We start from the raw sequence: 24,288 nt of genomic DNA, 5'->3' as shown, positions 1-24,288 counted from the left end.
TCCTCGCCATCCCGCGCGGCCGGCCCGGGATCGATCACGGAGGACGCCCGGCCGGTTGACAACGACACTACAACTTGCCTAAGCTTCCGAATCGAACAGGTGTTGGTGGCCGGTCGCGCGCAGCCTGCCGCGGCCGGCGAACAGGGAATCCGGTGCGAATCCGGAACGGCCCCGCCGCTGTAATCGAGCGTTCACGGGCGACGCACCTCCAATTGCCATTGTCGGGTTGGCCTGAACGGCCGCCCGGTGAGAAGGCTCGTCGCCCCAGCTCGAGAGTCAGAAGACCTACCAGCACCGTTGTGGGCATCGCTTTGCGTGGGACGAGCGTGCCGCAGTTGACCTCCTCACTCCCTCGATAGGGTTGCCGCTAAAGGCGGGGCTCGCCGGCGTAGGCGCGCGCCACCGTGCTGGAGATCTCGAAAGTGCTTGCTCGTTCGCGCCGTGTCGCGGGACTCTCTTCCCCGCGCATGCTCGCCGCGACGGGCGAGTCGCGTACCGGTCGCGGTGGGCTGAGCGGCCCGACTTCCACCGAATGACGCACCGGCCTTCCACTCAAGAAACAGCAACCAAGGATTACATCATGACGATATTAGCCAGGGCTCTCCTGCGGGCAGACGGTGCATGGGGTCGGCGGGCGAAGCGGCACCGAACGACGCGCTTCCGCCCACTCCTAGGTCTGGAGCTTCTCGAGGATCGCAAGCTCCTGGCGACGACTTCCGTCGCGACCTTCGAAAGCTTCGGGCTCGCTCCCAACACGTACGTCAATAATGCGGGTCCGAGCGGCAAGTTCGTTGATGCCGGCAACACCTTCAACACCGAATTCAGTCCCGACTTCGGTGGCCTCTGGTCGGGCTGGGCGATCTCCAGCACGACGGACACGACGACTCCCGGCTACACCAACCAGTACAGCGCGATCACGGGATCGGGGGCGGATGGTTCGCAGACGTATGGCGTCGCCTTCACCTTCGGCGGCGCGGCGGACCCGTTCCACCCCGCCGGCTCATTTGTGAATTTGCCGGACGGCGCGACGCCCGTGTCGATCGAAGTCACGAACACGACCTACGCCTATCTCTCGATGCTGAACGGCGACACCTTCGTGAGCGCGTTCGGCGCTGGCGACTTCTTACGCCTGACGATCGAGGGCTACACTGGTCCGAATGGCACAGGGACGAAGATCGGCGAAGTTGACTTCGACCTGGCGAACTTCCTCGGTTCGAACCACTCCATCATCAACACCTGGCAGACGGTGGGCCTGACTCCGCTTTCGGGCGCGGGGAGCCTGCAATTCGGACTCGAGTCGTCCCGGAACGACCCACTTTATGGAATCAACACGCCGGCATTTTTTGCTGTCGACAACCTGACGGTGTCGACCCCCTCCGGGGCGGTCGGCGGCGTTGTATTCAACGACCTCGACGGTGACGGCTCGCAGGACAGCGGCGAGGGGGGACTCCAGGGCTGGGTTGTCGAGCTTTACAGCGGGGCGACCCTGGTCGCCACCTCAAGCCCCACGGACGGCGGCGGCCACTATTCGATCCCCAACGTTGCCCCGGGCAACTACACGCTCCGCCAGGTGCCGCAGGGGGGCTTCAGCCAGACGCTCCCCATCGCACCGGGTGTGTATCAGGTGACGATCACCGACGGGGGGAGCCTCACGGGCCTCGACTTCGGCAACGCACCGCTGACCCTGACGAAGATCATGGTGACGCCGGCCAACCCGAGCCTCGCCAAGGGCCTCAGCCAGCAGTTCATCGCCACGGGCACCTATTCCGACCAGTCCACGCGCGACCTCACAACCCAGGTCATCTGGGCGTCGAGCACGCAGGCGACCGCAACGATCAACGCGGGAGGCCTGGCCACCGGTGCGGGGCTCGGCACCACGACGATCACGGCGACGCTTGGGAACGTGGTCGGTACGACGGACCTGACGGTGACGGCTCCGGTGGTGGTGTCGATCGCCGTCACGCCGGCGAACCCGAGCCTCGCGAAGGGTCTCGGCCAGCAATTCACCGCTACGGGCACCTACTCCGACCAGACGACGCAGGATCTGACGGGTCAGGTCGTGTGGGTGTCCGGCACGCCCTTGACCGCAGTCATCACCTCCGGGGGCCTGGCCACCGGCGCGGCGCTCGGCACGTCGACGATTACGGCGATGCTGAGCGGTGTCAGCGGCTCGTCCATCCTGACGGTGACGGCTCCGGTGGTGGTGTCGATCGCCGTCACGCCGGCCGCCCCAAGCCTCGCGAAGGGCCTCAGCCAACAGTTCACGGCAATGGGGACGTACTCCGACCAGTCGACACAGGATCTGACGGGCCAGGTCGCCTGGACCTCGGGCACCCCCTCGATTGCCACCATCACCGCCGGGGGCCTGGCTGGTGGGGCGAACTTGGGCGCGTCGACGATCAGGGCGACGCTTGGCGGCGTGTCCGGTACGACGGACTTGACGGTGACGGCTCCGGTGGTGGTGTCGATCGCCGTCACGCCGGCCGCCCCGAGCCTCGCGAAAGGCCTGAGCCAACAGTTCACGGCAACGGGGACGTACTCCGATCAGTCGATGCAGGATCTGACGAGTCAGGTCGTCTGGGCGTCGAGCACGCAGGCGACCGCGACAATCACTTCGGGAGGCCTGGCCAGAGGCGCGGCACTCGGCACGGCGACGATCACGGCGACGCTTGGGAGCGCGTCCGGGACGACGAACTTGACAGTGACGGCTCCGGTGGTGGTGTCGATCGCCGTCACGCCGGCCGCCCCGAGCCTCGCGAAGGGCCTGAGTCAGCAGTTCACCGCCACCGGGACGTACTCCGACCAGACAACGCAAGACGTCACGGGTCTGGTCGTCTGGGCATCGAGCCCACAGACGACAGCAACCATCACCTCCGGGGGCCTGGCCAGAGGCGCGGCACTCGGCACGGCGACGATCACGGCGACGCTTGGGAGCGTGATCGGGACGACGGAATTGACGGTGACAGCTCCGGTGGTGGTGTCGATCGCCGTCACGCCGGCGACCCCGAGCCTCGCGAAGGGGAGCAGCCAGCAGTTCACCGCCACCGGGACGTACTCCGACCAGACAACTCAGGACCTGACGGGTCTGGTCGCCTGGGTGTCCGGCACGCCCTCGACCGTAGTCATCACCTCCGGGGGCCTGGCCACCGGCGCGGCGCTCGGCACGTCGACGATTACGGCAATGCTGAGCGGTGTCAGCGGCTCGTCCGTCCTGACAGTGACGGCTCCGGTGGTGGTGTCGATCGCCGTCACGCCGACGGGCCAGAGCGTGGCGAAGGGCCTCAGCCAGCAGTTCATCGCCACGGGTATCTACTCCGACCAATCCACTCGCGACCTCACGGCCCAGGTTATCTGGGCGTCGAGCACGCTGGCCACCGCAACGATCAACGCGGGAGGCCTGGCCACCGGCGCGGGACTCGGCACCACGACGATCACGGCGACGCTTGGGAACGTGATCGGTACGTCGAACTTGACAGTGACGGCGGCAAGGCTGGTCACGATCGTGGTCGACCCCCAAGACGCGAGCCTCGAGATGGGCCAGACCAGCCAACTCGCGGCGGTGGGAGTCTACTCCGATGGGTCGACGCGCAACCTGACCGGGCAGGTCGCCTGGGTCTCGGCCAACCACTCGGTCGCCACCATCTCCAACTCGGGCCTGGCGAGCGGCGTGACGGCGGGCACGGCGACGGTCACCGCCGCCCTCAACGGCGTGAGGGGCACAGCCGCGCTACGGGTGACGCCGACGGCCACGCCGGTGCCGAACCAGACGTCCCCAGTGACCCTGACCTCGCTGCGCGTCGAGCGGGTCAACCTCGGCGCGACGCGCCGCCTGAGGAATGTCAAGGCCCTCGTCGCCGGGTTCAGCGGTCCTCTCTCCGAGACGGCAGCCCAGAACCTCGCGGCCTATGCGGTTTCCTCGGGCAGGCTCATCCGGGCCATCGGGGGCCCGCGGATCGTCTTCGACGGGCGCGTGACATTGACCCGGGCCCTCTACGACGCCCCGCAGAACCGGGTGATCCTCATCCCCGTCCGCCCAGCGCGGCTACCCCGCATCGAGCACCTGCGGGTTGACGTCTCGCGCTTGACCGACCCGCAGGACCGGCCGATCAACAACGGCCGGAACTTCGAGGCCGTGGCCACCCCGCGAGGGCTCCTGGGCTCGCCCAGCGCGAGCCAGGTGGCACTCTCGGCCGCGGCCGTCGATGCACTTTAGCTAGAGCAGTTCACCTTTGAGTTGCGCACCGCGAAGGAAAAGAGGAAGTGGCCCGGCCGAAATGGCAAGGGACGAAACCCAGCCGGGCCGGCTGGGCCACTGACTTCGGTGGAGCTTTGAGAGTCGCGAGTCGCTCGGTCGGCCCGATCGAAATTCGCAACGGGGAGCGGTCGGGCCGATCATGCTACGGGTTGAGCTTCGTGGTTCAAGCGGTGGCTCGGCCGGCCCGGCTGAGATTTCCTTGGAAAAACCAGGGCCGGGTCGACGATTCTCCCGACTTCGATCCCCAGTGTACGCCACTCATTCGTGAACCGTTCTCGTGGATCCGGGTCACCCGAGACCGGGCAGAAAACCCGGTAGCGTGGCGACAGCATCGAAATCTCCTTAATAGGCCGAAACTTAGGCCGAAACGCTTAATGGTTAATCATTGGTCCGGCCGGGTGGCGGCTCCCGGGCTGTTGATCAGTTCCACCAGCCGAGCAGTTCACCGAACTTCATGGTCAGCACGACCACAGTCACCGCGCCCGATCCGAAGGCGGCGACCAGGACGCAGGCCGCGGCGATCTCGCGGGCCATTCGGAGGGGTGGCGCCTCGGGATCGCCGACCGCACGCGCCAGCGTATCGATGGCACTGTGGGTCAATTCGGACAGCAGCACCATGCAGGCGGCGATCACGAGCAGGCACCACGACCAGGGGCTGACCCCGAGCAGGGCGGCCGTCATGGCGATCAGGATCCCGCGGTAGCCATGGGCGAAGAAGCTCGAGTCGCCTCGAATCGCGTGCTTCAATCCTCGGAGACCGGCCGCGAACTTCTCGCGTGAGTTCCGGCGGCCCGCGCGGGCCGTCCAAATCCCCGGCGGGTCGAACTCACTCCAGTCGTCGTCGGCGCGGACCGGGACGGTCAACAGGCCGCGTGGCATCTCAGTCTCGTGAGCTCCGTCGAACATGAACTGGCCCCCAGGTCGATTCGGAACTCGTCCCGATGGATCCCGCAACTCATTCATGGTCATTGTGTCGGTGCATACCGCGAGTCGAACTGGTTCAGCCCACTCCCTGATCCCAGGCGGATTCCAGGGCTGAGGCGGGGCGAAATCGCGATCGCGATCTGGGAGAAATTGTTGCGCTGGGGATCGACTACCAAGCCGATCGTCGTCAGGTAGTCGGCCCCGACCCGAGTGAACGAGAACATCGACGACAGCCAGATGGCGTTACCGAAGTCATACGACGTGGAGAAGGTCCCGTACCACTTCGGGCTCATCCAGTAGCTGACGCTTGGGTTCAACGCCGAGGTCGTGATCTGACCGCTATCGAGGATCGTGTAACCGATAAAGATATTCCCACGAGGGGGGCGGCTAATCGAGATCCCCGAGGTAATCACGTTCAGGCCGAACGGGTCTTGCGCCAGGTTCTTGCTCGCCTGGAATTTCGGCTTGCCCCCGATGTCGAAGAACTCAAACCAGCCGTAGGAGACCAGGCTCGTGCGATCGCCGAGGAACCACTGCCAGTTATACGAGTTCTGGCCGAACGCCTTGCCGAAGTTATCGCGCTGGGCGTAGGGGAAGTAGGTTGTCGAGAGGTCGAAGGTCATGAAGTCCATGATCCGCCGTCTCCCTTCAGGCCCCCGCTTGGTCTGAAGCCGCGAGTGCATGTTCAACTGGAGGGTCTGAATGGTCCCCTGAACGTCGGTCGTTCCCGTGATCGGCGAAATCGCCCGCCTCATGATCAGGTGGCGCGGGTCGTACTGGGGCGGAAGCAGTCCCCCGTGGTATTGGAAGAGTGCGAAGTACCGTCTGACGAACTCGTACGTGTTGTCGTCGAGGTCGTCCTGGATTCCGATCTCATTCAGATTCACGTTGGAATAGGCGTTGCGATAGTCGGCCTGGAAATTGACCTTGTGGTTCAAGCCGTGGACGTTGAACAGGTCACTTTCGATATCGGGATAGCGGCGCCACGCCATGATGTCGGCCCGGGCGCCCGCGGCACCCCAGAGCCGGCCGACGGCATTGCCGCTGATCTGGTTGTCCCAGCCGACCGCTTGCCCTTGGACGTAGGGAACAACCCGAAGGATGTTACCGAAGTTCAGCGGCATGTCGAGTTCGTGGTTGGTGTAGGCACGTCCCGACCTGAAGACTCCGCTGGTATTCGAGATCGGATCATAGGGCATGAACGCAAAGATATTCGGGTTGTTCACTTCCACGGCCGTGTGAACATTCGCGTAATCAATGCCTGAATGCTGGTCGTAGGTCAGCAGGTTCCCCAAGGGGGAATCGCCCAGGCGGTAGTAGTCGAGCCGAGGCAGCCACTGGGTCTCGGTGTTGAAGTTCTGCAGGTTGGCCTCGGTCCAGATCGACCAGGCCCAGTTGTCTTTCTGGCGAATGACGTAGCCCAAGGTCTCCTGGTCGAGCCCGGTCTCGGTCAAACGCTTATAGTATTCTTCCAGGAACTGACGGTCGGAGACGTAGGCGGCCTCCACCTGTAACCGAAAGTCCTCGTAAGGATCGGCGTCGGCTCCGAGGAGCGACTGCATATGCCGCATATTGATGCGGCCTCGAAACTTCTGGAAGGCGGGGACGCCATTCGGGAGCCCCGGAATTCCGCTAAAGCCTCGTTGAAAGCCGCGCTTACCCGGCACCGTCCCATCGGGAAGGCGAATGTCTCCGGACGGCGTGACGACTGCCGGTCCGGCACCGAGGACGTCGATACCGTCGTCTCGCAATCCCCACATATCCAGGTAGCCGAAGTAGCCGTCAGGTCCGACGCGGTCGACGTCGCGCTTTTCGCGCCGGTACGGGTCAAACAGATCGCTGATGAAGTCTTTGCCGAACCAACCGACTTCCGATCCCAAGGCAGGGAACTGCTGGGTGCGCATGCTCAAGTAATCGACATCGATATTCCAGTTATCGATCCAATCCGGTTTGCGAATACCGAACACGCGGAACCCGTTGAAGTCGGCGAGAACTTGATGTCCGAGGTAGTTGTTATAGCCGTAGCGAATTTGGCGCATCGGCGGTTCGATGTCGTCGGCGTTGCCGAGGATCCGCGGCCAGTAGAAGACAGGCAGGGCCCCGAGGTAGAACACGTTTCGCCGCGCATCGATTCGCCAGGTCAGGTCCGGCTCGGTGCTTGGGTTGCGCGGATCTCCGACAGTCTGGCCCGTGTTGGGGTCGGTCTTCGCACTCACGACGTGAGTGATGTCGACCGATCGGCTGGTGAATCGGTACCCAGGCACCGGGAAGCGGCTGCCGGTGAGCATGGTCTGATCGGCCCGAATCTCCTCGAGTCCATATTCCAGGCCACCGTTCTTCCCAGGAACGAGCGGACGGAACTGCTCGATCCGCGGTGAGAACATCTTGGTCGGAGCGATCAGGCCGGGAGCGAACATGTGGAGCTCGGCCTTGTCCGCGATGAATCGACCCGCCTGGATATTATAAAACGCTTGCTCGGCATGGATCGTCTGCTGATCGCCACTGCCGGCCACCGTCTGCTTATCCTGGCGAATGATCACGTGACCTTCGAGATAGACCTCCATCGGGTCACCGGCGTTTTCGATCAGTTCACCGTTGGGACCGATGCTGGACTTGGCACCCGTCTTGCGCCAGATGATCACCCGGTCGGCCGAGAGGTCGAGTACACCCGTCGGCGGCGGTGACACGGTGAGAACGTTCACGCCCCCCCGAATGACGGTCGTGGTGTAGCCGTCGACAGTGGGAAGGGTTTGCAGTGTGTACGGGGTCCCGTCGCGTGAAATCATCCGCGTCGTCCGCGCCGTGCCGGGCATGATCGGAATCGCGGGGGACGCGGGCTTGCCAGGCCGCGCGGCCTCGCCATTCGGCGAGCCGGGGACCGGCTCGAGACCCGGACCGGGCAGAGGTTCCAGCTCGGTCGGAGGCTCGAGAGGAAACGGTGAGAGATTGGGGACGCTCGGTGCATCCTCCATCTCCGGCGACTCGACCGGCGAAGGGAACCCGCCCGGTGGATCGCCCGCTGAACCCCCATCAAACCCTTCCGGCTCGAACTGGGTCGGAACCACGACTCGGTCGATCTTCTCGGCTGTTTCCGCGCGATCGGCCGACACCGAAGCCGTTGTCGGCAGCACGGGGGGCGGCACCGAGGTGAACTCCGGCAGTGGCTCCGTGACGGGCACGACTGCCGGAATGATCGGGGGCGGAATCGGCTGGGGTGTGGCGAGAGTCGGAGTCTCGGCCCCTTGAGCCACGGGATACCCACGGCTGGCTGGCGTGGCCGGCGAGACATCCGACGAAGTCGGGACGTTCACGGATGTCGACGCGTTCAAATGCTCGACCGGGATCACCGGACCGGAACTCCGCCGCGGCAGGGTGGAGCGCGGAACCTCATCCGCTTGCGTCGCGGGGACCACGCGGCGGGTGACCGTCGTGGGCGTGACGATCGCCGGACTCGGCGCGATCTCCGGGATCAATGGGGATGTGGCCGCAGGCGGCTGCGCAGCCGGACTGACCGAACGCGTTCTCGGCAGCGGCACTGTCGAGCGTGCGGTATTGGCCGGTTGAGTCGCCGGGAACGCGCGGTCGAGAATCGTCACGCCTTTCGGAGGGCCGGGTTCGCGTGCCACAACCTTATTATCATAGGGCTTAAACCGGATATTCTTATCCGTCACCAGGGTCGTTCGATAGCTGTTCCGGGGGGAGACAGGGCGGCCGATTGGCTGCGCCTGCCCCTCGGCGTAGACATCGATCCGGTGTGAGACACCGGTTCGCGTCTCGGACCGAGTCACCCTGATCACCGCTTGGTTGGCGCGTACGCCTTCCAAGCCCTGGTGAATCGCGACCTTCCCCTGGAGCAGCAGCCATTGCTCGGCGCCCTGGTTCCAGAGTCGGATCGAGCCCGCGGCCAGATCGATCGGGTCAGCCGATCGCGCCGACTGTGCGGATTCCGCGTCGCTCTGAGCCTGAACGGGGCTCGAAGCCAGCGTGATCCCCAGAATGATCCAGCACCATGTCCGACGCGTGCTGTCGGTGGTTTGCTCGTGCACCCGCACGGCACCTCCCCATAGTCGACCAAGCCACCGCAAGAGCCGGCCTTCCCTGGCCGAACCCGATGATTGAGCGTCGCATTTCGGAATCACGTCATTCACGCTCCGAAAAGCGTCAAGATCCCAAGGCGTTCTTCGATGCGTTCCGAACGTGACCGGATTAGCAGTCAGTGGCGACGCGGCACGTCGCCCGTTCGAATCCGCGAGGTGACAATCGAGTGTGTCAGGACATGACTTGAGACGGGACAATCGGCGGGCAAGATAGCCGCGACGTCCCCAAGCGTCAACCCAGGAACCGCCGCCGGGCCATTTACAAGACCTCGTGACGGGCCTTGGGTGCCTTGAACTGGCGGAGCAGGGCGGGGTTCAGTCCGTAGCTCATGCTCAAGAGCTTGATGGGATGAAGCGTCCGCTTGGGGGCTCCTTGCTCCATCTGCATTCGACAGGCCCCACACTCGGTGGAACCGATCTCGATGTCGACGTCGCGGAGCCGGTTCAATAGGGGCCGCCCCGCGCGGAGTGAGGTCCGGAAGTGGTCGCGTGCCAGGCCGAAGGTTCCCGCCATCCCGGAGCAGCCGCGATCGATGAATTCGACGTCGAGCTCGGGGATGTTCCGGATCAGGTCGAGCCCTGGCGTCCCCACATCGAGGGCGCGGAGATGGCAGGGTTGGTGGTAGCCGACCCGGGCGCGGAGCGGATGCTTGGGCGCGGGAAGTTGCCCCCGCGCCTCGAGACCGGCGAGGTACTGGCCAAGGTCGAACGTGTTCGCCGCCACGAGTGCGGCGTCGAGATCGTCGGTCAGCTTGAGATACTCGTGGCGGAGCATCAAAGTAGCGGTCGGCTCGGAGCAGACGATCGTGTAGCCATCGCGAACCGCATTGCCGAGGACGCGAAGGTTCGCCAACGCCAGGTCACGTGCGTGGTCGATATCGCCCGCAACCAGAGCCGGCATGCCCGAACCGCGCTGCGCCGTCGGGACGTAAACGTTGACCTCCGCCTGATGAAGCACGGCCACGGCCGCCTCGGCCAACTCTTGATCGAAGTAGTTGGCGTACACATCAACAAAGTACAAGACCCGAGGACCAGGCGCCTGGGGCCTCGGTCGAGTCAGCCCCTGTCTCGCGGCGCGGCGGACGAACGGGGTTCGATGCACCTTCGGTAGTCGTCGGAGCTTGGCGAGGCCGAAGAGCCGCTCGAACAACCAGCGCGTGGTCCCGTTCGATAAGAGCGCGTTGCTGATGATCGGGAATCGGCTGGCCACCCGCGACCAGAGGTCAACGCGGGAGAGCATCCAGTCCACCGGCGGCAGCCCATGGTTCTCGGCGTACGCCGCCTTGGCCTCGAGCATCAGGGTCGAGACATCGAGGCCCGACGGACACTCCTTCGAACAGAGGTTGCAATGAATGCAGAGGTCGGCATTCTGGCGCAGTTCCTCGGTTCCCCAAAGCTTGGGATCGATCGCCCCGGCCATCATCTGGCGGATCAGATTCGCCTTGGAGCGCGGGGTGGCCGCCTCGGACCCGAGGGCCCGGAACGTCGGGCACATCCGCGCCGACGGGTCGGAGGTCCGGCAGGCCCCACAGCCGTTGCAGGCCGAGGCCGTCTCCATCGGGCTTCGATCGGTCCAGCGGAGCACGGGCAGAATCCACGATGTGGCCGCGGTTCCCGTTTCCGCTTCCGCATCCTCGTCCGGTTCCGGCTCGGGAACCGGAACGGGCATCCGCTTGATGTTGCGGGTGATCAGGTGCGGGTCGTCACCAATGACCTTGCCGGGGTTGAGGACGTTCAACGGGTCGAACGCATCCTTGATCTCGCGGAAGAGCTGGACCTGATCCCCGAACTGACGTCTCAGGAACTGAGTCCGGACAAGACCGCAGCCATGGGCGCCCGAGATCGCACCTCCCAGGTCGAGCGCGGCGTCGACGACCTGAGTGGCCAACGGCTCGATCTTGGCCAGGTCGGACGGGTCGGCGATGTCGAGGAAGGGGCGAATCCGCAGCAGGCCGAGACCGGCCTGCGCATCCAAGGTCCAGCTCACGTCATGATGTTTGAAAATATTTTGCAGTTGGTGGAGGAATTCCGCCAGCGCCGCGGGCGGAACGGCCACATCTTCGATGAACGGAATGGGCCGAGCGGGTCCTTTCATCCGCATCAGGAGCGGCTCGACGACGCGGCGGAGATTGAGCACCCGTTCGGCCTCGGCGCGGCGGGTGAACTCGACCGGGTCGGCGACGAGCAATCGCGAGCGGATCATCCGGTTCGTCAGGCGGCGAAGCCGGTCGGCCACCTCATTCGGATCGTCCCCCTCGAACTCGACGATCAAGACCGACTCGGCCAGTTCGGGGATCCAGTCACGAAAGGCCGGGACGGCGTCGCGCACCAGGTGAAGTGACCGCCAGTCATAGAGGTCGCAGGCGGAAGGGGATTCCTCGAGGCACTTGGCAACCGCCATGGCGGCATCACTGAGTCGCGCGAACGGAAGCAGCGCGACCCCTTGCGCGGCGGGGATCGGGATGGTCCGGAGGGTCGCCTCGGTGACCAGGGCCAAGGTCCCCTCCGAGCCCACGAGCAATCGCGCCAGATCGATTCCCGAAGGGGTCGCCGAACGCCCCAGGGCGTACCCGGCGCGGCTCCGAGGCGCCCGGGCGATCCGCCGCGAGAGCATCTCGCTGTTGTGCCTCGCCAGCGCTCCAAGCTTGCGGACGACCACCCCCTTGAAGTCGATCGCGTCGTCGTCGTACTCGGGCCAGGGCTCGTAACCAACCTCGGCGACCTCGCCATGCGCGAAGACCACACGAAGGTGGGCCACGTAATCGCCGGTCGACCCCCAACGGAGCGAACGGGGCCCCACGGCGTCGACGCCGATCATCCCGCCGATCGTACAGAACTCAGAGCCGGCCGGATCGGGCCCGATCCGCCGACCCATCGGCGCGAGCTGTGCGTTCAAATGGTCGAGCACCACACCCGGCTGAACCACCACGCTGTCGGCGGCGATCGAGACGATCCGACGAAAATGGCGACTGAAATCAATCACCAGCCCCGCGCCGAGGACCCCGCCCGACGGGTCGGTCCCCGCCCCGCGCGCCTGCACGGCAATCTGGTTCTCCGCGGCATAGCGGACCGCGGTCGCCACATCCTGCTCGGTCCGGGGGACAATCACCCCCAGCGGGTCGATCTCGTAAATACTGGCGTCATGCGCGTAATTCGCGCGTTCGAGTGGCTCGAATAGCAACTCGCCCTCGATGACTCCGCGCAGGTCGTCGTGAATCCGTGCTCGCCGCTCGTCCAAGGCTGGGCCGCGTCCTTAAACAGTCCGAAGAACAGTTCGAAACGGTGCGTCGGATTCGCCAGTGTTCAGCTAGACTTCTCGGATGAGGATGGGGATGGGGATGGGGATGTGGCATCGGCCGAAGCCCGTTCGCCCCGCAACTGCTCCACGCGCAACCGCTCCTGCCGGTATCGCTCGCCGACCGCCAGGTCGAACATCTTGAACCGGCCCGACGGATTCGACCCGAGTCCACGATACTGCCCCAGGCAACGGTAGCAGATCGTGACGTCGGGCACGCGATAAAATAGCACCATGTCGAGCAAGGCCGAGGCCAAGAGCACCATGTACGTCAGCAATGGCATTTCATAATACCAAAAGACCGTGCTGATCGCGAAGCCGACGATCACGATCAAGAGCCCGAGCCCCTGAGGGAAGTCTTTCTGGATGTAGAGATCTTCCGTCCCGCACCAGGCGCACGACTTCAATTCCCCGTGCTCGGACGAGCCCGGGTGCATGTCGCGTTTCAGTGCGCAGCCGCCACAGGTCACCGAAGGGGTCGACTCAATCGGCGCGACTTCGCCCACCGCGTTACAGTTCGGACACTGATAAGTCAACTCCATCGGCCGCCCTTATTTTCTGCGTGATCGCGCCCGCGCCCCTTTTGGATGATCAGGCCGCCGCCGCAACTCAGGATTCGCACCGGCTCGACTCAAAAATCCCCGTGGTCGTTCACTCGATACCGCCCGCGAACGACCGACTCACCCTCCCCCAATTCCGCACCTCGTCGCGAACCTTTCATTCTACCGTTTCCACCCGCCCGCGCGATAGACGGCCGGCTCGCGACCCACTGTCACCCCATCGCAGGGGAATACAATGAAGTCAGCTCTCCGATCAACACGAAGATGACCGCAATATAGAGGATGCCGGTCGCCGATTGCGTCGAACGGATTTCCACGGTTTTCCAGGTCATCACGGTGGCCAAGGCCAGGCCGGCGAAGCCCATTCCCCAGCGAATCGTCAAGAAAAGAGGCGAGACACCCGCCGAAAAGCTCGAGCCGGGAGGACTATTGAACCAGAACCAGAGACTGAGCCCCGCCACGAACGCCCTGATCCCAAGCCCCCAGGCCATACACTTCACGAACCGCCGGAGGGGCGCAATCGACATGGCCGGGGCCGTGAGATAGTGATGCCCCAGGAGCATCGCCGTGAACGTCGAGCCCATCAGAAACGCGGAGGCCAGCCGACCGCTGGCGGTGAGTGTCCAGGTCGCGGCCCTCGGATCGCGCGACACGACGCTGAGAATGCCTCCGGTGGCGAGCACAATGGCAACCGTGATCGGTAATGCCAGCCGGACCAGACCGAGGCCCCACGTGATCGTGGCGAAGTATCCGAGGACAGCCGCGCCGATGATGACTCCGGCCGGGGCATTCACCCCCGTCCTCGATAGATCGAGCGCAGCCAGAACGAGGAGGCCGAGGATAATCTGAGCGTGCGTTCTGAAGAACGCGGGGGGGACGATCCGCCAGGGAGTGACCAACAGTAATAAGGCCAGGCCGCACGCCAGGCGAATCGCGAAATCAGCCAGCAGCGGGATCATCGGTATCGGCATCGGTCTCGCCGGACTCTCAAGGGCCGCGGTTTTCGGAGTCACTCGCACGCGAACGGCAGCCCGATCCGATCCGATCCGAACCAAGCCTCTCGCGACGGCAACAGCCGCCTCAGGTCTGCTTGCCGCCAAAGATCAGCGAGAGCACTTCATGCCGAGTCGCCAGCCGTTCCTTGAAGGCCCCGCGCATGGCGCTCGTGACGAACGAACTGCCCGGCTTATGAACCCCGCGGACGGTCATGCAACTGTGGCTGGCCTCGATCACGACGGCCACACCGCGGGCGTCGAGCTCCTTCATGAGGAGATCGGCCACGTCTTCGGTCAAACGTTCCTGCATCTGCGGACGCTTCGCGAGCACGTCGATCACGCGCGGAATCTTCGAGAGCCCGATCACTTTGCCGTTCGGCAAATAGGCCACGTGGGCCTGGCCAATAAACGGCAGAAGATGATGCTCGCAAAAGCTCTCGAAACGGATGTCCTTGATCAGGACCATCTCGTCATATTTCTGAGTGAAAAGCTTTTGGAGATGAACTTTTGGGTCTTGGTGCAACCCTTGAAACACCTCGGCATACATCCGAGCCACGCGGTCGGGAGTATCGCGAAGTCCTTCACGGTCGGGGTCTTCCCCCACGGCGATCAGAATTTCCCGAACCGCACCCCGGATACGTTCGAGGTCGATCTTGGTGTCGGCCACTCTGGCAATCTCGTCTTCTTTGTCGTCGTCGAACGCACTGTCTCCGCAATCGTAGCCACTGCGTTCCGACGGAAAAGCCTCGGACATGATCACGATCTCAAGCGGGTAGTCACCGAGGCTGGTCGCGACTGGGTCGACCGACTTCGCGACGTCTGTAAATCAAGGCAGCTTTTCTAGTTCCGTAAAATTCGGAATCCCTATTCTAAGGCCGCGAACCGCGAAAATCAAGCACAGGGCCGCGGCTAGTTCGAACTGAACGGGGGAGGGAAGATCGGCCCTGGGGTCGATTGCGGTCGCTGAGCGAGGATTCGCCCGAGAATCTCCATCAACGCATCGGCGCGATGCGTCACGCGAGTCTCGGCCAAAAGACTCTGCTTCAGTTCCACCGGGAGCCCGAGAGTGTAGGCGACGAGGTCGGTGAGCGGCCCGAGGGAGAGTGAGGTCTCGAGCAAGGCAACCTGATCCGCGTGGTTCGGTCCGGGGCCGGTTCGACTGACAACCTCCCGGAACAGGTCGTGGAGATCGTTCCGACGATGATCGCCTTCGGGAGGGCCAAGATCGACGTCCTCAAGCGTCTCGGCTTCGGCCAGTCGATAGAGCTTTTCCGACGGAAGCTCGCGGCCCAGCCGAACTCGCTTCAGCCCGAGCAAGAGGAGGTTGAACCGGCCGTCGGGAAGCCGCTGATGTTGGAAGATCCGTCCCAAACAGGCGATCTCCTCGACCGCGGGGACTCCCGCCGCGGACTCGGGCGCGTCGTCGCGCTGCTGGACCATCGTAATCAGCCGGTCGCCCTCGGCCAGCGCATCCTCGGTCATCTGGCGGTAGCGTGGCTCGAAGATATGCAGGGGAAGGATCGCATGCGGAAAAAAAACGAGGCCCGGGAGGGGAAAGAGCCGGCAGACGTTGCGAAACGCTTTCAGGTCACCGTCATCGGCCATTGGTCGAGTCCCGCAAAAAGAGAGAGGCACGGTTTGCAACAAGCCAAAACACACTGAAGCCTTTTCACCGCGGCAGAGGCTATCGAATGTTCCGCCCGGTCAAAGGTAAAACGGTTCAGGAACACCACCGGCCTAGCGAAGTCCCTCCCCACCCCCTGGGACTGCGGGCGACCCGCCCACGGTCCCAGGGAATTTCAATCAGACAACACGACAAGCCCATGGGGGTCCCGCCAGCCCCCACAGGGTCTTGTGAGACGCTCTGAAGGCGGCTCGAGGTCGGCGGCCTCAGCGATCCTCTTTCTCCGGGATATAGGGAATCAAGCCCTTCCGCAATGCCTCTTCCTGGAACTCCCGCTTGAGAATCCGGGCGTCCACGATGAAGCCGTTGATCGGAATCATCCAGGACATTGCGGTCGGCTTCTTCTGACTGGGCAACGTCCATTGCGGCTCGGAGTTATGGATCTTGAATAGGCTCCTGATCGCCTTCGACTTCCCCTGGCCGGTGCTCTCGGCAACTCCGAACGCCTTGTCAATGGCCGTCAGCTTCATGTGCGGCTTCTGATTGCGGTCGTCGAGGTAGTTGACCCAGCCGATCGTGCGGACGATCCCACAGGCCCAGGTCGTCGGTTTACCGCCGAGCAAGGGAGACGGTCGTTTGCGCGCCAGCGCCCCGGCGAGTTGGCGACAGAGGACTGCATACTCCTCAGTCAGGTGCTCCCGGCAGAAGGTGTCGGTCAGGACCGCGATGGTGTCATAAACAGGGCGGATCGCGGCCGGGACCACCGGCTCTTCACTTGAATTCAGCTTCTTGGTCGCCATCGGGATCGCCTTCCACGTTCCACGGGGGTGAGGTTTGGCCTGAGTCCAGGTTGAGGACGATGGGGGCAGGCAGAATCGGCTTCGATGTTCAGCGTCGTGCCCCATTGTAGGCACTCACCCCGAGATTCGACATCGCGCCTGACGCCCCAAATCTCCAGTCGTCGCCCAAGCCGGACCTCGTCCTCGAGAAATGGGAGCCGCCGATCGTCCCGGAGGTTGATCTCGCTCAGCACGAACGCAATCGCCGAAGATAAAAGAAGATGGACGTAGCGCGAACGGGGTCGCCTCCTTGCTTGCTGCGATCCGTTGGGAGGCGTCCGGGGCAGGGGCCTGCGGTCGCGTTCGGCGATGCCGGCCGCGATTGACAGGCGTGGGCGACCGGCTACGATCATGACCTCAGAGCCCGAACAGGCCTCAGGTGAGAGGACGCAACGCGATGCCTCGGCTTCCGCAGCCCAATGATGATCCCGCTCTCCAGGCCAAGCAGGTGGTTCGCTCCCTGGTTCAGCTCTACCCGACGGTCGAGTGCGCCCTGGTCCATCGCAATCCCTACGAGCTGCTCGTCGCGACCATCCTCTCGGCGCAATGCACCGACGCGCGAGTCAACATGGTCACCCCCGCGTTGTTCGCCCGCTTTCCCGATCCCCAGGCTCTAGCCAAAGCCGACCTCTCCGAGGTCGAGGAGCTGATCCATTCGACCGGATTCTTCCGGGCGAAAGCGAAAAACCTCGTGGCGATGGCGACCCTGGTCGTCGCACTACACGGTGGCGAGATCCCGAGCGATCTCGACGCGCTGACCGCCTTGCCGGGCGTCGGCCGGAAGACGGCCCACGTCGTCCTCGGCAATGCGTTCGCGATCGCGTCGGGGGTGGTTGTCGATACCCACGTCAAGCGGCTCTCGTTCCGGCTCGGCCTGACCACGGGCCGCGATCCGGTCACGATCGAACGCGACCTCGTCCAGATCATCCCGCGCAAGCATTGGGTGGACTTCAGCCATCGCCTGATCGAGCACGGGCGGCGAACCTGCGTGGCGATCCGCCCACGGTGCGGCGAATGCGCCATCGCCTCGATCTGCCCCAAGCGGGAGGTCAGTGCCCCGAACTCGAAACGGCTCCCGAAATAACCGGCTTTTAAATTCGACTCCCATTCCCAGGTTGCCCCGGTTATCCTGTCTTAAGATCATCGCATCGTGGCAAGCTCCGGAAGATCACGGACGAGCATCAGCATGCATATACTCGACATCTTCAAAGCTCATCCCACTACGTTCAGCTTCGAGTTCTTCCCGCCGAAGACCGACAAGTCGTCCAGTGACCTCTTCCGGAACATCGAACAGCTCCAAGTCTTGCAACCCTCGTTCGTCTCGGTCACCTACGGGGCAGGGGGCTCGACCCGCGAGCGAACCCACGACCTGGTCATCCGGATCCAGAGCGAGACGAACCTGACCGCGGTCTCCCACCTGACCTGTGTCTGCCATGGCATGGATGATTTGGCCTCGATCCTCGACCGCTACGCCAGCTCGGGAATTGAAAACATCTTGGCCCTCGGCGGCGACCCGCCGCGCAACCTGGTCGATTACAACCGCGGTAACGACGCCTTCCAGCATGCGGCCGGGCTGGTCGCGTTCATTAAATCACGCACCTCCCAAGCCCACCCGCGCGGGTTTGGAATCGGCGTCGCCGGCTTTCCCGAAGGGCATCCGTCCACGCCGAACCGGCTGAGCGAGATGGACCACCTGAAGCGGAAAGTCGATGCCGGTGCCGACTACATCTGCACCCAACTCTTCTTCTCCAACGCGGATTTCTATGACTTCCGCGAGCGCTGTGAGTATGCGGGGATCAAGGTGCCAATTCTCGCCGGCATCATGCCGATCACGCGCGACACCAATATCAGCCGCATGGCCGAGTTGGCCCTCGGCGCCCGGTTTCCGGCCCGGCTCTTGAAATCACTCGATCGCTGCGGCGACGACCCCGAGGCCCGCGAGCGGGTGGGCATCCATTGGGCGACCGAGCAATGCCGTGACCTGCTCGACAATAACGTCCGTGGGTTGCACTTCTACACCTTGAACCGCTCGGATGCGACCCGGCGGATCTACGAGAACCTCGGCGTGAAAGACTCGGTCGGGCTACGACAAGCCTGACCCCGAAAGCCCGCCAATGGACCCGGACCTGACGGCTCGTCTCAAGTCTGAAGCCCTTCGACTCGGTTTCGACCAGGTCGGGATTGCGCCCGCGGTGAGCCCCCCGAGTTACCCACACTACCTGGACTGGCTCCAGGCCGGGCATGCGGCGGGCATGGGATACCTCGAACGCCAGGCCGAGGCCCGGGCCCATCCCGACCGGCTGCTCGAGGGCGTACGGTCCGTCGTGGTCGCGAGCTTCGTGTACGGCCGTCCGGAATCCGAGCCGGCGGGGCCGACCCAGGGCAAGGTCGCCCGCTACGCTCGGGCCGCCGATTATCACGAGGTCTTCTGGCGCAGGCTCGAGTCCCTCCTCGACTGGCTCAAGGTCGAGGAACCGGCCGTTCGCGGCCGCGCGGTGACCGACACCGCCCCGTTGCTCGAACGTGATTTCGCGCGCCGCGCCGGGCTCGGCTGGGTTGGTAAGAACACGATGCTCATCAACCGCCGCCTCGGCAGTTTCACCCTGCTGGGGGCATTGCTGCTCGATGTCGAACTGAACTACGACCCGCCCCACGAGTCCAGCCACTGCGGGACCTGCACCCGCTGCCTCGACGCCTGCCCGACCGACGCCTTCACCGGCCCTTACCAACTCGACGCACGACGGTGCATCAGTTACTGGACGATCGAGCATAAGGGGCCGATCCCCGACGACGTCGCAGGGCAGCTCGACGGCTGGGTCTTCGGCTGTGACATCTGCCAGGACGTCTGCCCATGGAACCGCAAGGCATCGGCCGGCAGAGAGCCGGCACTCGACCCCGGGGAGGAGTGGGCCCACCCCAACCTCGTCGAGTGGCTGGCCGAAGATCCGGCCACCTTTTCCAAGGCGATCAAGGGAACGGCACTGGCACGTTCGAAACGCTCCGGATTACTCCGGAACGCCGCGTCCGTGCTGGGGGCGAGCGGCGAAGCCTCGGCCGTGCCGGCGCTCGCGGGCTTGTTGGACGATCCCGATCCGGTGATTCGCTCATCCGTGGCCCGGGCCCTGGGCCAGATCGGCTCGGACGAGGCGATCCAGGCGCTCGAGTCCCATCTCAACGATCAAGACCCGTTGGCGCATGATGCGATCCAACGGGCCTTGATTGTGTCCGGTTCGGGTCAAGCGGACTCGACGACTCCTGAGTGTGAAGAACGGCCTCAGGGTTTGTAAGTGACCCCGGCGATCTTCCCCTTGATGGTCTGCCCGAACGCGTCCACCGAGGTGACCTCGAATACGTTGTCACCCAGGCTCAGCGGGGTGATCACGGTGTAGTTCCCAGCGGTGTCGGCCGTGGTCGAGATCGTCGCCTGTTGGGGGTCGGACGAATTGGCGTAGGTGATCGCGGCGCCCGGTGTGGCCGTGCCGGTGAATCGCGCCGTGGGCATGTTGTTCGCACGGCCCGCGGGGTTGCTCACACTGGACGTGTCGAGGTTGGCGGCGATCACGGGGCTGATCGTCGTCGTCACACCCATGTTTTGCTTGGTGTAAGCGACATCGGTCGCGGTGATCCGGCCATCGCGATTCGTATCGGCATCGAACGAATATCGTTTGTCGCCCGCCTTCGAGCCCAGGAGCGAGCGAACAAGCTTGAGGTCGGTCTGATCGACCTTGCCGTCGCCGTTGGCGTCGCCGGGCAAGTAGAACCCGAGCAAGAACTTACCGGTCGTCTTGCCCGTGGCTTGGACCTGGGTCGTAAACGTGACCGGCTGGGACGGATCACTCGGGAACGAGCCGATCGGGCTGATCACCGCACTCGTGCCCTTACCGCCGGCCACCTGGCGATGCTTCACGTGCGGGTCGTAGATCGCGTGGATCGTTTGCGGAATGATCTTACCGTGGGGGTCCGTCACCGACGAGATCAAGGGCTTCAAGCTGCCCGATGGATCCGCCACGACGTCGATGCCAATCGCCACTTTTCCTTTCGGCCGGGTGAAGTGCGACTGGTCGAGCGTGAACGAGACCGAGACCGTGCCGTTGGGCTTGTCGATGGTGCCGGGGATGATCGCGAAGGTATTGCCCGCACCCCCTGTGAGCAGTTGTCGGGTTTCCAACGCCTCGGCACAGAGTTGCACCTGCTGACGTCGGCGAGGTGCTCGTTTGAACGGGTTCATAAGGCCCTCCTTGGCCACTGCCCGAGATGAATCGCTCAACAACAGACCAGGGGGGAGATGCACCTGAGCGGTTCCAGCGGATTTAGCTGGAAATGGTCGGCTGAGCCTTCCCCACCCAGTGAGGCGCCGAAGTGCTCCGCTCCGGCGACACTGGCTCAATATCCCTATAATCGGCACAATCGGCGCCGCCCTCCACCCAAACACTCCAAGCCGTGGCAATATATAAGACCACGCCCGCCCAGAGAAACATGCCGTACCCTTGCGCCAGTTTGTGACCCCGCCCGTGCGCGAAGATTCCGCCAATCTCCGACGAGGTCGATGCGATCAGGAACGCCGAGAGCGCGAGCGCGCCTCCCAAAGCCACCCTCCGCCATTTCGGTCCCGGCATCCCCACCCGGTACACAAGGTAGGTGTAGGGCAAGAGCAGGGTGACGTAGTGGTGCTTCCAACTCCGCTCCGAGACGAAAAGCATGGTCATGACGATGAGCGCGAACTCACCGAGGAGCCTCGAATCATCGCGACGACTCGTTTTCGTCCGGCAGAGCAGGGCGAGCATGCCGACCAGGCCGATCGAGATCCCTTTGAGAAGTGCTTTCACGAACGCGGGGGACCAGGAGACCAGGTTGAGATCGAGGTGGACGTCGTAGCGACCGCCCCCCGTCTTCGAGTCGGTCAGGAGCCGGGTCAGGACTCCGACCATCGACTGGTTCATCTCCTGCGGACTCACGAAGTCGTTGACCAGGAACGGGGTCATCATCCCGTGCCACCACGTCTTCAAACAGAGCAGGTTGAAAGACGGGCCGAGGATCACGCTCGGGATCACGAGAACGAACAGAACCATCCCGAGCATCGTGGCACCCACGGTCCGCCACGATCGCTTGTAGAGGAAGTAGGGGACGAAAAGCGCCGGAGTGATTTTGTACGAGATCGCCAGCGCCAGCGTGATGCCGGCGAGCACGTCGTAGCCCTTCCGCCAGGCTTGGAGCGCGGCGACCACCAGGAACAGGATGATGAGGTTGTTATTCCCGTGATGGAGATCGCTGAGAATCGGCCTCAGGCTGAGCAACAGCACAAAGCCCTGGATCCATGAGGGGAGCGTCCGTTCGCCGGTAGGTCGCACCATCAGGAAGCAGAGCCAGATTGAGGCGGCGGTGAGCGCGACCTTGATCGTGAACCAGGTGAGTGCCCCTGTGACCGGTGAGAGCGTCATCAGGGGATAAATCGTGATCGGGAAGATCGGCGGGTTCGGGAACCGCATCTCGTCATAGATGTTCTCGCCATCCCAGAACTGGAGCACCTGGTGCCGCCAGCGGACGAAGGCGCTGCGGTCTTCGGCCGCCTTGTCGGCGTAAACCAACGCGGCACCCACCATGGTGATCAGCGCCGCGATCCAGACGGCACGGCGGAAATGGCGATCGAAATCAGGGGCCGCATCGCGAGGGGCCAGTAGCACGGCTCTCACTCCTTCCATGGAGGTGGGGCCACGCGTCAACTCGTCTCGGTCCGCGTGCGGCCTCGTCAGTGCCCAGGTCCGCGCTCCTTGTCGGGCGGAAACCTGATTTCCAGAGTGACCGAGCCACCAGCGGGGTGGAGCCGAATGAACGGCGTCGGATCCTGCTCCAGAAACACCGGTTCCCACCGGGTTGGCGGATTGGTCCTCAGACACGGGACGGAGTGATACCGGAGGACCACGGTTCCGTCAACCCCAGGCTCGCTCTCGCGCACCACCAGCCGCCCCGGCGACGCATCAACCTGGGCCGTACCTTCGATCGCATCGCCGGCAAAGCCGTTGACCCGACCGAACAGGAGCGTACCATCGTCGTCGAGAACCTCAATGAGTTCGGGATTCGACCGGCAGAAACCTCGCGTCCAAGGGCTCCAGCACAAGATGTACGTCGGCCGATAGAGCCGAGCGTAGCGCACGAAGTGGTCGCGGCCCCACTTCGCCTCGCCGAACAACTTCCCCTCGCCGAACTGCGTGAAATTCGTGACCAGAGAGGCGTGGAGATACGGGCCTCCGATGACTTCCACCCCGGTCTTCCAAGGGAGAATCCCGCTGAAACGCCCTCCCTGGAACGGGTCAGGGATGCCGGGGAGCCCAAAGCCCCCTTCTTCGTAGAGCAGACGCTCACCGCGCTGCATCGATCGTTTGATGTGTCCGACCACCCAGAGGAGCCGCTCGGATGGCCGGCTCTCCAAAAACGGATGAGGTCCCGCCACTCGAGAGAGCACCGACGCATTCATCGCGGGTCCGAACAGGCGAAGCCCGACAAGGACCAGCCCGACGACCGCCCAGCGATCGAGTCGTGGCCGTTCCGCTCCGGCGAGCCGGGTCAAACTCTCGGCGATGCCCAGCCCCGAAGCCAGCGCCAGCCCCGTATAGACGGCGTAGGTGTGCCGCCCCGGTTGGAGGAAGTCGAGCGACCGCAGGCCCCCCGCGAGATAGCCCCAAAAAACGCCCGCCCCGATAAACCCGAGGAGCCCCGCTCCAAGAACCCGATCGCGCCGGACGAGCAGAGCGAGCCCCAACAGGCCCGTCCCCCAGAGAACGCTCTCAATCGGGGCTTCGACGGTCACGATCTGGCCAAGCCGCGTGACCACTCCTTCAGGATGAGCGAAGGCGAAGTCGCTCGGCCCCTTGGTGGAGGCCAGCCAGAGGCCCGGAAGCCACCAGAAGGCATTGACCGCCAGCACAACCAACGGAATCAGCCAGACCCCCACGTGCCGCGACACCGGGAAGGAGCCGGGAACCCGCTCGCGCATCGCGAACGCGGTGGCGTAAGCCAGGGCGGCCGCCGGCGCAACGACCATCGAGCCGGTCAGATGGACCAGCACAACCCCTGCCATCAGCGTCGCTGAGACCAGCCACCAGCGTACACCACCCCGCTCCAGGTAGCGGCAAAAGGCCCCCACGGCCGCAAGCCCGAGTGGGATCGCCAAGAGGTAGGGCAGCATGCCGAACGCGGCGTAGTTGATTGGAAAATCGGTCCAGACATAGATCAGGAAGAGCAGGACCACAAGGGAGGCGGCCCCGCCTCGAGCGTTCCAGAGGCCCGCCCCCCAGGCAATCAGCCAGGGGATCAGCGACGCCGAAACCAAGACGTAAACCTTGTAGGCGTACTCGGGGTGATCACCGCCGAAAAGGGTAAGCACCAGCTCCGGCAACGTCGATGAGGCGGGAAATACCACGCTCTTGGCATACCCCGACATGAAGCTGGGGTCATAACCCGCCGTGGTCCCGGTCAGGCTCAAGAACCGGGGGGTGATCAGGGCACTATGAAAGTAGAGTGGATGATCGTCATGCCAGATCGGCCAGCCGTTGGAGAGTCCCGAGCGCCCCCCATCCCCATCCAGATGGCCCAGCCATGAACCAGGGCCATCAGAACGACCAAGCCCCAACCTTTTGAAAACCTGGTCCCTCGACCCCGAGCGAACCAGGTCATGAAACAGACCTGCCCGCTCGCGCGAGGA

General features: G+C 64.0%; 15 protein-coding genes and 1 riboswitch. Of the genes, 4 read left to right on the top strand and 11 right to left on the bottom strand.

Going from position 1 to position 24,288, the window contains the following annotated elements:
• Positions 1-86: 86 nt before the first annotated feature.
• A riboswitch (cobalamin riboswitch) is annotated at positions 87-308 on the top strand.
• A 272-nt stretch (positions 309-580) separates the two neighbouring features.
• The gene (locus BUS42_RS29970; RefSeq protein ID WP_074313174.1) at positions 581-4,213 is read left to right on the top strand and encodes an Ig-like domain-containing protein; all 3,633 of its coding nucleotides are present in this window, start codon (positions 581-583) and stop codon (positions 4,211-4,213) included.
• Between the two features lie 462 nt (positions 4,214-4,675).
• Here the strand turns inward: BUS42_RS29970 and BUS42_RS29960 are convergent, their stop codons facing one another.
• The 8 genes from BUS42_RS29960 to BUS42_RS29925 form a co-directional block, all read right to left on the bottom strand.
• Positions 4,676-5,134 carry a diacylglycerol kinase gene (locus BUS42_RS29960; RefSeq protein WP_254053883.1) on the bottom strand — a complete coding sequence of 153 codons (459 nt, stop codon included), beginning with the start codon at positions 5,132-5,134 and terminating at the stop codon, positions 4,676-4,678.
• An 86-nt stretch (positions 5,135-5,220) separates the two neighbouring features.
• The gene (locus BUS42_RS29955; RefSeq protein ID WP_254053882.1) at positions 5,221-9,225 is read right to left on the bottom strand and encodes a hypothetical protein; all 4,005 of its coding nucleotides are present in this window, start codon (positions 9,223-9,225) and stop codon (positions 5,221-5,223) included.
• A 310-nt stretch (positions 9,226-9,535) separates the two neighbouring features.
• Complete coding sequence (locus BUS42_RS29950; protein ID WP_074313166.1) at positions 9,536-12,514, bottom strand: FAD-binding oxidoreductase; 2,979 nt, start codon at positions 12,512-12,514, stop codon at positions 9,536-9,538.
• A gap of 65 nt (positions 12,515-12,579) precedes the next feature.
• Positions 12,580-13,113, bottom strand: a complete 534-nt coding sequence (locus tag BUS42_RS29945) for a hypothetical protein (RefSeq protein WP_074313164.1) — start codon at positions 13,111-13,113, stop codon at positions 12,580-12,582.
• Positions 13,114-13,343: 230 nt separating this feature from the next.
• Positions 13,344-14,102 (bottom strand): hypothetical protein, encoded by a 759-nt coding sequence (locus tag BUS42_RS29940; protein ID WP_074313162.1) that lies wholly within the window; start codon positions 14,100-14,102, stop codon positions 13,344-13,346.
• 109 nt (positions 14,103-14,211) lie between these two features.
• Positions 14,212-14,880, bottom strand: a complete 669-nt coding sequence (folE, locus tag BUS42_RS29935; RefSeq protein WP_074313161.1) for a GTP cyclohydrolase I FolE — start codon at positions 14,878-14,880, stop codon at positions 14,212-14,214.
• Positions 14,881-15,035: 155 nt separating this feature from the next.
• Positions 15,036-15,731: an LON peptidase substrate-binding domain-containing protein gene (locus tag BUS42_RS29930; RefSeq protein ID WP_074313159.1), complete on the bottom strand. Its 696-nt coding sequence runs from the start codon at positions 15,729-15,731 to the stop codon at positions 15,036-15,038.
• Positions 15,732-16,016: 285 nt separating this feature from the next.
• A complete protein-coding gene (locus tag BUS42_RS29925; RefSeq protein ID WP_074313157.1) occupies positions 16,017-16,550 on the bottom strand; it encodes a DUF6398 domain-containing protein in 534 nt (177 codons plus the stop codon).
• Between the two features lie 436 nt (positions 16,551-16,986).
• Here BUS42_RS29925 and nth point away from each other — a divergent pair, with 436 nt between their 5' ends.
• From nth to queG, 3 genes are all read left to right on the top strand, one after another.
• Complete coding sequence (nth, locus tag BUS42_RS29920; protein ID WP_074313155.1) at positions 16,987-17,673, top strand: endonuclease III; 687 nt, start codon at positions 16,987-16,989, stop codon at positions 17,671-17,673.
• Positions 17,674-17,775: 102 nt separating this feature from the next.
• Positions 17,776-18,687 carry a methylenetetrahydrofolate reductase [NAD(P)H] gene (gene metF, locus BUS42_RS29915; protein ID WP_074313153.1) on the top strand — a complete coding sequence of 304 codons (912 nt, stop codon included), beginning with the start codon at positions 17,776-17,778 and terminating at the stop codon, positions 18,685-18,687.
• Positions 18,688-18,703: 16 nt separating this feature from the next.
• Positions 18,704-19,876 carry a tRNA epoxyqueuosine(34) reductase QueG gene (gene queG, locus BUS42_RS29910; RefSeq protein WP_074313151.1) on the top strand — a complete coding sequence of 391 codons (1,173 nt, stop codon included), beginning with the start codon at positions 18,704-18,706 and terminating at the stop codon, positions 19,874-19,876.
• On the opposite strand, the gene BUS42_RS29905 is transcribed toward queG, so the two are convergent.
• The 3 genes from BUS42_RS29905 to BUS42_RS29895 form a co-directional block, all read right to left on the bottom strand.
• The gene (locus tag BUS42_RS29905; protein WP_074313149.1) at positions 19,864-20,817 is read right to left on the bottom strand and encodes a dockerin type I domain-containing protein; all 954 of its coding nucleotides are present in this window, start codon (positions 20,815-20,817) and stop codon (positions 19,864-19,866) included. The genes queG and BUS42_RS29905 overlap by 13 nt on opposite strands.
• Positions 20,818-20,899: 82 nt before the next feature.
• Positions 20,900-22,270 (bottom strand): glycosyltransferase family 87 protein, encoded by a 1,371-nt coding sequence (locus BUS42_RS29900; protein WP_074313147.1) that lies wholly within the window; start codon positions 22,268-22,270, stop codon positions 20,900-20,902.
• A 65-nt stretch (positions 22,271-22,335) separates the two neighbouring features.
• Positions 22,336-24,216 carry a hypothetical protein gene (locus BUS42_RS29895; RefSeq protein WP_254053881.1) on the bottom strand — a complete coding sequence of 627 codons (1,881 nt, stop codon included), beginning with the start codon at positions 24,214-24,216 and terminating at the stop codon, positions 22,336-22,338.
• Positions 24,217-24,288 lie beyond the last annotated feature (72 nt).

Source organism: Singulisphaera sp. GP187 (genome assembly GCF_900129635.1).
In the GTDB taxonomy this organism is placed as follows: Bacteria; Planctomycetota; Planctomycetia; order Isosphaerales; family Isosphaeraceae; genus Singulisphaera.
This window is presented reverse-complemented; position numbering and strand designations above follow the sequence as displayed.

Coding starts and splice junctions, on each gene's coding strand:
- BUS42_RS29970 (WP_074313174.1), top strand. CDS start 581: ATGACGATATTAGCCAGGGCTCTCCTGCGGGCAGACGGTGCATGGGGT.
- BUS42_RS29960 (WP_254053883.1), bottom strand. CDS start 5,134: ATGCCACGCGGCCTGTTGACCGTCCCGGTCCGCGCCGACGACGACTGG.
- nth (WP_074313155.1), top strand. CDS start 16,987: ATGCCTCGGCTTCCGCAGCCCAATGATGATCCCGCTCTCCAGGCCAAG.
- BUS42_RS29945 (WP_074313164.1), bottom strand. CDS start 13,113: ATGGAGTTGACTTATCAGTGTCCGAACTGTAACGCGGTGGGCGAAGTC.
- BUS42_RS29940 (WP_074313162.1), bottom strand. CDS start 14,102: ATGCCGATACCGATGATCCCGCTGCTGGCTGATTTCGCGATTCGCCTG.
- folE (WP_074313161.1), bottom strand. CDS start 14,880: ATGTCCGAGGCTTTTCCGTCGGAACGCAGTGGCTACGATTGCGGAGAC.
- BUS42_RS29930 (WP_074313159.1), bottom strand. CDS start 15,731: ATGGCCGATGACGGTGACCTGAAAGCGTTTCGCAACGTCTGCCGGCTC.
- queG (WP_074313151.1), top strand. CDS start 18,704: ATGGACCCGGACCTGACGGCTCGTCTCAAGTCTGAAGCCCTTCGACTC.
- BUS42_RS29925 (WP_074313157.1), bottom strand. CDS start 16,550: ATGGCGACCAAGAAGCTGAATTCAAGTGAAGAGCCGGTGGTCCCGGCC.
- metF (WP_074313153.1), top strand. CDS start 17,776: ATGCATATACTCGACATCTTCAAAGCTCATCCCACTACGTTCAGCTTC.
- BUS42_RS29905 (WP_074313149.1), bottom strand. CDS start 20,817: ATGAACCCGTTCAAACGAGCACCTCGCCGACGTCAGCAGGTGCAACTC.